The 8,782-nt window shown below is 39.2% G+C and carries 9 protein-coding genes and 2 pseudogenes; 8 read left to right on the top strand and 3 right to left on the bottom strand.

Annotated elements, in window-relative coordinates; genetic code table 11:
* Positions 1-881: hypothetical protein (locus tag N3I35_00005; protein ID MCX8128469.1), on the bottom strand; the 881-nt coding region annotated here is incomplete at its 3' end.
* 634 nt (positions 882-1,515) lie between these two features.
* Positions 1,516-3,114, bottom strand: coding sequence for a hypothetical protein (locus N3I35_00010; GenBank protein MCX8128470.1), 1,599 nt, complete (start codon positions 3,112-3,114; stop codon positions 1,516-1,518).
* Positions 3,115-3,640: 526 nt separating this feature from the next.
* On the opposite strand from N3I35_00010, the gene vanR reads away from it, so the two are divergent.
* Both vanR and N3I35_00020 read left to right on the top strand, forming a co-directional pair.
* Positions 3,641-4,339, top strand: coding sequence for a VanR-ABDEGLN family response regulator transcription factor (gene vanR / locus N3I35_00015; protein MCX8128471.1), 699 nt, complete (start codon positions 3,641-3,643; stop codon positions 4,337-4,339).
* Positions 4,329-5,489: a HAMP domain-containing histidine kinase gene (locus N3I35_00020; protein MCX8128472.1), complete on the top strand. Its 1,161-nt coding sequence runs from the start codon at positions 4,329-4,331 to the stop codon at positions 5,487-5,489. The genes vanR and N3I35_00020 overlap by 11 nt, the downstream gene beginning before the upstream one ends.
* A gap of 54 nt (positions 5,490-5,543) precedes the next feature.
* On the opposite strand, the pseudogene N3I35_00025 reads toward N3I35_00020, so the two are convergent.
* Positions 5,544-5,717 (bottom strand): annotated as a pseudogene (locus tag N3I35_00025) (VanZ family protein).
* Positions 5,718-5,934: 217 nt separating this feature from the next.
* On the opposite strand from N3I35_00025, the gene N3I35_00030 reads away from it, so the two are divergent.
* The 6 genes and pseudogenes from N3I35_00030 to N3I35_00055 all read left to right on the top strand — a co-directional run.
* Positions 5,935-6,963, top strand: coding sequence for a D-alanyl-D-alanine carboxypeptidase (locus N3I35_00030; GenBank protein ID MCX8128473.1), 1,029 nt, complete (start codon positions 5,935-5,937; stop codon positions 6,961-6,963).
* Positions 6,964-7,043: 80 nt separating this feature from the next.
* A pseudogene (locus tag N3I35_00035) lies at positions 7,044-7,174 on the top strand (D-alanine--(R)-lactate ligase).
* Positions 7,175-7,306: 132 nt separating this feature from the next.
* Positions 7,307-7,630 carry a PadR family transcriptional regulator gene (locus N3I35_00040; GenBank protein ID MCX8128474.1) on the top strand — a complete coding sequence of 108 codons (324 nt, stop codon included), beginning with the start codon at positions 7,307-7,309 and terminating at the stop codon, positions 7,628-7,630.
* Positions 7,630-7,977: a DUF1048 domain-containing protein gene (locus N3I35_00045; GenBank protein ID MCX8128475.1), complete on the top strand. Its 348-nt coding sequence runs from the start codon at positions 7,630-7,632 to the stop codon at positions 7,975-7,977. Before N3I35_00040 ends, N3I35_00045 begins: the two co-directional genes overlap by 1 nt.
* A gap of 9 nt (positions 7,978-7,986) precedes the next feature.
* Complete coding sequence (locus N3I35_00050) at positions 7,987-8,337, top strand: DUF1048 domain-containing protein (protein ID MCX8128476.1); 351 nt, start codon at positions 7,987-7,989, stop codon at positions 8,335-8,337.
* Positions 8,338-8,352: 15 nt separating this feature from the next.
* Positions 8,353-8,782: ATP-binding cassette domain-containing protein (locus N3I35_00055; protein ID MCX8128477.1), on the top strand; the 430-nt coding region annotated here is incomplete at its 3' end.

Below are 8,782 nucleotides of genomic sequence, written 5' to 3' on the forward strand. Positions count from 1 at the left end.
TTATTAAGATATTGGGTGCCGATATTTTGCTGTGCCCATAGTGCAATCCTCGTCATAAACATGAAGGTATCTTTTCCCGCTTCCAGTCCCATGTTAACCAGTTCAATAGGGATATTGTCATCATTCATAATATCATTGCTATACCCGGCTATACTTAGAGCAGTACAGATTTGTTTGTTTATATTCCTGTCAGCAGTGCTAATGATAATGGTGGAGCTGTTAAAAGGTTTTCCTGGCACTCCTTTTGGTGTATTATCAGTCCAGATGTTATAATTGTTTAATTGGTCACCTAAACTGGCAAAGATCATGTGGTAAAAGCCGGTATAATCATCACCAGCCGTAATATATTCACTGTAGTCTTTTTCCGGTTTATTTTCAATAAATCCGACATAACTTCGGAAACAGTAATACAAGGCAGGAGGAGGTGTCCTTCCAATTAATACAATGGCTTCATCAGGTCGCAGCTTATACGTAAATCCAGGCGCTAAATAGTCAATATTGGCTGGAAAATTGTTGGGGTCACCAGGATTGTATCCTACTGGAGGCTCCTGTCCTTCTGACGGATTCTGGTTGGGGGCTGGCGGAAGGAAGCAGAATGCATAGGGAGCACCTACGTTGTTAGCTAAACAAGAGTCAACTTTACCTTCACTGCACAACTTTAGTATATCAACATAGCTGATTTTTCCTTCCTGAACAATAAAACCCCGGTTTTCTAATATTGAGATAAAATTTTTAATGCTTTCATTTTTATCAAAATGGAAGTTATTAATTGGTGTGCTGGGCAAATAGTAATATGGGTACATTTTTTGAATATTATATGTATTGGGGGATTTATTCATTTGTGCGTTAAAGTAATATGGACATGGATACTTAATATACATGTTGTTCAATCCTTTCATAGACTTTATAATGTTATTTTTTCTTCCCACCAGCCGAAGACTACTCTGGCCTGTACTTGCTCTTTACCTGGAGATAAAAAGAATAAAGCAAAGGAGCTCTCTGGAGGAATAATATACATGCCTTATAGCATATGTTTTTTAATTGCATTGTGTTAACATTAGCTGATTCTAAAGGATTATTGTCGGAGGAGACTTTGAAGTTTAAGGAGAAATTTGATAAACTCTAGTTGCTTGTACAAAACTTAGGCAAGCCTTTGTATAAGAGGCTTTGAGACTGTGAGAAGGAGTACAGAGCTGAAGGAATTCTTGTTCGGAATGCAAGCTTCAGATGAATTGGATAAGTGTCCCTTGTACCATAGCTGAAATTACAAAATTTGAAATTTTATTTGATACACTTATTACTCAGGAGCAGATTAATAGGGGGTAGAAGGGAGGAAACCTATTGTTGACTCTTTAATAGATTTGGTGAACAATAGAGAAAAAGTGAAAAAAGTATATTGAAGCAAGGCTGCAAATGGTCAGAGTGTCATTAGGTGCAAGTGAAAACAGCACTAAATTTTAGTGCTGTCTTATATCTCAAGCTCTATTTACATAAATACTTAATGTATTATAGTGCTCATTTATGTTTTTTCGTAAAAAGTATTGCACGATCCCAGATAACATCGTAAAGGGCTGGACCAACCTTAGTTTCTTTATCTTGATAAATTCTAAAACCTATATAAGCATCTTCATTATTATCAACTCCGTATGCACTTCCTAAGGGGTTGCCTTTGCTATACGGTATAGTAACAACATTATCTTTACCGGCCGTTCTTGCCATCTTGAATGAATAATAGTACTTGGTGTTTTCGTACCCTTCAGGGAAAAATTCAGCAGCAGAATTAGGAAACTCAACAGTATAGAATGATCCGGCAACGCCATTCCAAAGCTTTGCGCCATAGAAACTGTCTTGGCATAATCTTGCTTTTCCGGTCTTCTCATGGTTTATACCATATATGATTACAAAATCATCATCGGTTGTTAATTGGAAATTGTCTGTTTTTAAATATAAGGCATCGCTATTATCCCCATAAACGTTAACATCCTGTAGTATTCCTTGATAACCCTCTAATATCCAAATATTTGTGTCCAAGTCTATGTGATTATATTCCGAGGTTCCATACTTTTTAATTATCTCTTTACGTAAATAATTAATATCATTTACTGCATTGGGAACAATTTGAAATTCTGTGGGATCTGTTTCCCTTTTTTTTAGGGTTGGTATCGGCCAGTGGTTTCCAGTAGCGATGGGGATTTTAGGTGTAATTCGCAATACCTTGAAAAACTTATCAATATTCTTGATATATGCGTCGCCAATACTTTCTTGTACCCATAATTGAGCCCTCATAACAAAAATAAAGACATCCTTCCCTTTTTCTAATCCCATGTTGACCAATTCCATAGGAATGTTGTCATCATTTATAATTTCTGAGCTATATCCAGCAACGTCTAATGCATCACGGACTTTTTGATTAACATACATGTCAGCAGTACTAATGATGATTGTGGAACTGTTAAAAGGGTATCCACCCGATCCTTGAGGAGTACTATTAGTCCAGATTCCCAAATTATTTACTGTATCACCCAGACTTGCAAAGAGCATGTGGTAGAAACCAGTATAGTTATTTCCTGCTGTAATAGCATTGCTGTAGTCCTTCTCTGGTTGATTCTCTACTAAGCCACGATAACTTCTGAAACTAAAATAATAGGCTGGGGGAGGCGTTTGACCAATTAGAACAATAGCCTCATCAGGTCGCAGCTTAAAGGTGGCGCCGGGTAGTATGGGATTTATATTGGCTGGATAATTATTGGGGTTATTAGAATCATATCCTATTGGAGGTTCTTGTCCTTCGGCTGGATCCTGGTTGGGAGCTGGCGGAAGGGTTAAGACTGCATATGGAGCATTTGCATTATTCCCGAAACAAGAAGGAACTTTACCTTCACTGGCTAGCTTTAGAATATCTATATATTTTAGTTCTCCTTCTTGAACGATAAACCCGCTTTTGTTCAATATTGAGACAAAATTACTTATGCTTTCGTTTTTATTCAAATTGGGATTATGTATTGGAGCATGTGGCAAATAAGTATATGGATAGGTTTGGCGTATATTTTTTGCATAGGATGTTTTATACATTAGCGCGTTAACGTAATGTGGGCATAGAGGCTTGCTAAACATATTGATAACTCCTTTTATAGAATGCATAATATTATATGCTTTAGCTTAGAAGATGTGCTTTAGCTTGAAGTGAGGCTATGTCTTATAGGAGCAATTATTTTTGACTACAAGAGAATTTTTACATAAATGCATGACTGTATAAGTTTACAGAAAATACATATAAGGTTAACTACATAACTTGACAGAATATGGCAGTTAACAGAAATATGTCATTTTGCGGAGAGGTATAAGCTCACGACCCCCGTCCCCCTTAGACGACCCCCTTGAATATATTAGATGATATTGCGTTACAGTATCATCTAATTGCTAAAACGCAAGTCGTAAATTTAAGGTACAGCTTACTGATATGGTGGGCTGTCCCTTGCTATTGACAAAATTGAAATTTATATTTGTGTGTAAAAGATTATCAGTATCGCGATATTCAGAAAATCTTAAGATTTTATCAAGTAAAAAGCTATAAAATGGATTTTTGCTTCGTGGTATAATAATTATGGGGATATATACTTAAAGAAAGAAGATGAAGCTTTTGGCTGCAAATATTTTAATAGTTGATGATGAACAAGCTATTGCCGATTTGGTTGAAGTTTATCTGAAAAATGAGAACTATAATATCTTTAAATTTTATAACGGCAAGGATGCCCTTAACTGTATTGAAAATGAAAAACTGGACCTCGCCATTTTGGATGTCATGCTTCCCGATATGGATGGTTTTTCAATCTGCCAGCAAATCCGGGAAAAACATAATTTTCCTGTTATCATGCTGACTGCTAAAGAAGAAGAAATCGATAAGATTACCGGGCTGACATTAGGTGCGGACGACTATATCACTAAACCGTTCCGGCCTTTGGAACTTATTGCCCGTGTAAAGGCACAGCTCCGAAGATTTACCAAATATAATTCTGCGGGGCCAAACCAGGAAGAACACTTGATTGCCTTTTCCGGCTTGGTATTGGACATGGATACCCATGAATGTATGCTGAATGAAAAAAAGCTATCTCTTACTCCTACAGAGTTTTCAATTCTTTGGGTCCTTTGCTCCAATCGTGGACGGGTGGTCAGTTCGGAAGAATTGTTCCATGAGGTATGGGGAGATAAGTATTTCACCAATAGCAACAATACAGTAATGGTTCATATCCGGCATTTAAGAGAAAAAATGCACGACAGCGCAGAGCATCCTAAATACATCAAAACGGTATGGGGGGTTGGCTATAAAATTGATAAGTAAGAGAGACAAAAGAAGGAATGATTATACAAAATTAAAAAGGACAGTATTTTTTCGAATGCTCCTTATTGTTTTTGCCACGGCTGCAACTGTTTTCTTCCTGCGTTTTGTAATTCAAAAAAACTTCAATGTTGGGGATAATATTGTACATTTTTTAAAGAATACGTTCTTTTTGCGCGATAACGTTGCTTTAATGATTTATCGGTTTGTATTTTACAATAATATTGATGTTATTACACTTATAGTGATTCTCATATCCTTGGTTATCCTGCTTAAATTTACAATTTCTTGGTTTACAAAATATTTCGATGAAGTCATTGCTGGAATGGATAGACTTGCTGAGGAATCTGATGATGAAATCACATTATCACCTGAATTGGATTTTATGGAAAATAAGCTTAATCAGATAAAAAGTAACTTGGAAAAACAAAAGAAAGCCGCGCTTGATGCTGAGCAGCGCAAAAATGATTTGGTAGTTTACTTGGCTCATGATATAAAGACGCCCCTGACCTCCGTAATAGGATACTTAAGTCTTCTGGATGAAGCTCCTGATATGCCTCCTGAACAGAAGGCAAAATATGTCGGTATTACCTTGGAAAAAGCTTATCGATTAGAGCAGCTTATAAATGAGTTTTTTGAGATTACAAGATTTAACCTTCAAACTATTGTTTTGAATAAAGAAAAAATCAATTTGCTGTTCATGCTCCAGCAGATGGCAGATGAATTCTATCCAATGCTGACTCCACAGGAAAAGCAGGTGTCCGTCAATGTGCCTGACGGACTCACTCTGTGGGGAGACACAGACAAACTGGCTCGTGTATTCAATAACATTCTGAAAAATGCGATAGCCTACAGTTATGAAAACAGCGTCATTGATATTTCCGCTCAGCAGCAAGATAAAAATATTATTATGACTTTTACGAATCAAGGTAATCCTATCCCACAAGAAAAACTGGAAACGATATTTGAGAAATTTTTTCGGCTGGACACATCCCGGTCTACCAATACAGGCGGTGCCGGGCTTGGACTGGCTATTGCCAAAGAAATTGTAAACGCACATGGAGGCAATATTTTCGTGCAAAGTAAAACAGAAAAGACAGTCTTCACTGTCGTGCTTCCACAAAAGCAAGAAAAGGACAAGTTATCTGCTTAAGTCAGATAGCTTGTCCTTTTCTTAATTAAATAAAGATCTTAAGAATGGGTAAATTTAAAATGAGTTATATACAAAGAACATACCGGATAATGCTATTTTCCATAACACTCCATACTTTTTCCAAATACATGGAAGCATAAATCCAAGAGGTATAAAAAGCAATGTATTTTCTATGTATGGGCAAATACCCTCTGTAATCCAACAAAATGGAATCAGATTAATCTCATCCAGTGAAATATTCAACTTTTTGCAACTATAAAGATGCAGTAGTATGGCAAAGAACATGTATGTCACAGTGAAACTCCAGATACCGTTATAAAAAAGGTAAGTAGAACTTTCCTATTCGTCATAAGAAAATCTTAAGGTGTTCATAAGATGGAATTCCAACATAGCTCCCTGTTCTGTGGTTGAATAATATCAGCACAGAAGAAGGAGTTGTTTTATTATGATACGAAAAGTAAAAAAGAAAAAGTCAGGGATACGCATATTTGTAGCACTTCTGTTGATGGGTGTGATTGCTGCTTTTGTTTACAAATCCAACATTACTCCAGGAAGACACCAAATATTTGAAAAAGGATATGACGATAAAATCTCGTCATATCCTTCTTTAAAGATGACACCCGGTTCTTTTGATGATAGCACAGCGCCGGTTCCTTCATCAAAGATAGAACCTAATCCCTCTGTTCCTATATCTTCAGACAAGCTGAACAGTTCTAATGCGATTCTGATCCGTTTAAAGGATCATACCATCCTGATGCAAAAAAATAGCGAAGAAAAAATCTATCCGGCTTCTTTGACGAAAATTATGACGGTCATTGTCGCCATAGAGAATCTGCCTGAGCTGCAGGGAAAAATCAAACTTCCCAGTTCAATGTTTCAGGAACTGTACAAATCGGATGCGACCATGGCAGGTTTCCAACCGGGCGAGCAGGTAAGGGCAATCGATTTGTTATACGGAGCAATGCTGCCAAGCGGTGCGGAGTGTTGTATTGGGCTTGCTGATCAGATTGCGGGATCAGAGCAGGATTTTGTAAAGATGATGAATCAAAAGGCGGCAGATCTCGGCATGAACAATACCCACTTTGAAAATGCGACTGGACTTCACAATGAAAACCACTACACAACAGTCAAAGATTTGGCTGTTCTTTTGAGTTACGCGCTGCAAAACGATACTTTCCGCGAAATTTTCACTTCATCCCGCTATTCCACGCAGCCTACGAATAAACATCCCGACGGGATAACCTTTTACAGTACAATGTTTAAAAAACTCAGCGACCCAAGTATTACAGGAGGAAAAATTCTGGGAGGAAAAACCGGATACACCGATGAGGCTGGTTTGTGTCTCGCAAGCCTCGCTAAAGAAGGTAAGCAGGAATACATTTTGATTACAGCTGGTGCCAAAGGAAATCACAAATCCGAGCAATACAATATTACCGATGCGTTGGCTGTATACAACAGCTTAAGAAAAGAATAAGTGTGAAACCAAATCCGAAGCTTCTAAATGAAAATATGGGCTTTGATATGAAATATCAGGAAAACAAGGAGTGATTATATGAAAAGAAAAAAGTTGCCGTTTTATTCGGCGGATGCTCTACAGAGTATGAGGTGTCTCTCCAATCCGCCTATTCTGTAATAACAAACTTAATCCCAAAAAGTATGAGGCCATATTGATTGGCATCACCCGGTAGGGAACTTGGTTGAGATTTTTTGGTTCCTCAAAAATATAACTCTTTACAACTACGCTACTCTGTGTTACTATATACTAGTAGTTAGTAATACTGCATACAAGTTATACAGAATAGCTAGGGGGGATTACGCTGGAAAACCTTACGGAAATGCTGAAAGGTGTGTTGGAGGGCTGTGTCCTTGAAATCATCAGCCACGAGGAAATCTATGGTTACGAAATTACGCGGCGGCTGAACGCTCTCGGATTTTCGGACGTTGTGGATGGGACAGTTTATACTATCCTGGTGCGGCTTGAGAAAAACAAGCTGGTGGAAATTACGAAAAAGCCATCCGATATGGGGCCGCCGCGAAAGTTTTTTACACTAAACGACGCAGGGCGCAAGGAACTACAGAAGTTTTGGGAAAAATGGGAGTTCGTATCATCAAAAATTAACGAGTTAAAGGAGAAGAAGTAATGAATTTCTGGGAAAAAATAACGGGCAGCGACATGACTAAAGAATTGAAAGCTTTTGAATCGCGAGCCAAAAAGCTGCCGGCTGATTATCAAACGGCATGGGAAAAAATTAAAACCAACCTTTTGCCTCACTCAGATTTAACCGGTCGCAACCTCATGCCAATTCTTGACAGTGCGCTTGGTATGCTCGAAGAAACGGCGGCAAACGGTCAGAGTGTCCAAGAGGTTTTGGGTGACGATATCAAAGGCTTCTGTTCAGCGCTGGCCGGCGAAGAAGGGGCAAAGTCTTTTCGCGACAAGTGGCGCGAGCAACTCAACAATAATATCGCTAAAAAATTAGGTAAATAGGAGGATAAAATGAGAATACAAGATATCATCGAAGGCAAAAAAGAGTGGCGAGCGCACGTGGCGCGTGTCAAAGCGCTCCCGCAAGATTATCAGATTGTTTATAAAGAGATTCAAAAATATCTCTTTAAGGTCGGCCCTGTTGAGCTAACCGACGGGATGGGTTTGCTCTCGGGGATTATCGATCTTTTTGAAGAGGGCGCGGCCTTGGGGAAAGACGTGCTCGAAGTGACGGGAAGTGACGTAGCAGCTTTCTGCGACGATCTAATCAAAGATTCAAAAACTTACGCTGACATCTATCAAGAATCTGTTGACCAAGAAGTTAACAAGGCCATGAAAAAGGTTACGGATAAAGCAAAGTAAAAGGGGGATATCGGGATGGAAAAAGCAATTGATGTGAAAGTTCTGCGAAAGTCTTTCAAGGACACAGAAGTCCTAAAGGGCGTCGATTTTGAAGTGAAGCGAGGTGAGATTTTCGCCTTGCTCGGCTCCAACGGCGCGGGCAAGACGACGATTGTTAAAATCCTCACCACGCTGCTTAAACAGGACGGAGGCACCGCCATCGTAAACGGATTTGACGTCGCGTCAAAGCCCGACCTTGTACGGCAGTCGATCAGCCTGACAGGGCAATTTGCCGCCGTGGACGAGATATTGACCGGGCGGGAAAATTTGATCATGATCGCAAAGCTGAGGCACCTCACCAATCCGCGTCAGGTCGCGGATGCTTTACTGAACCGCTTCGGCCTGACCGAGGCCGCTGACCGCAGGGTTTCCACCTATTCGGGCGGTATGCGCCGCAGGCTCGACA

The sequence above is a fragment of the Clostridia bacterium genome (assembly GCA_026414765.1).
In the GTDB taxonomy this organism is placed as follows: domain Bacteria; phylum Bacillota; class Clostridia; order Acetivibrionales; family DSM-27016; genus SKW86.

Excerpts from the sequence above, each read along its gene's own strand:
- N3I35_00010 (MCX8128470.1), bottom strand. The coding sequence starts at position 3,114 with ATGTTTAGCAAGCCTCTATGCCCACATTACGTTAACGCGCTAATGTAT.
- N3I35_00030 (MCX8128473.1), top strand. The coding sequence starts at position 5,935 with ATGATACGAAAAGTAAAAAAGAAAAAGTCAGGGATACGCATATTTGTA.
- N3I35_00045 (MCX8128475.1), top strand. The coding sequence starts at position 7,630 with ATGAATTTCTGGGAAAAAATAACGGGCAGCGACATGACTAAAGAATTG.
- N3I35_00050 (MCX8128476.1), top strand. The coding sequence starts at position 7,987 with ATGAGAATACAAGATATCATCGAAGGCAAAAAAGAGTGGCGAGCGCAC.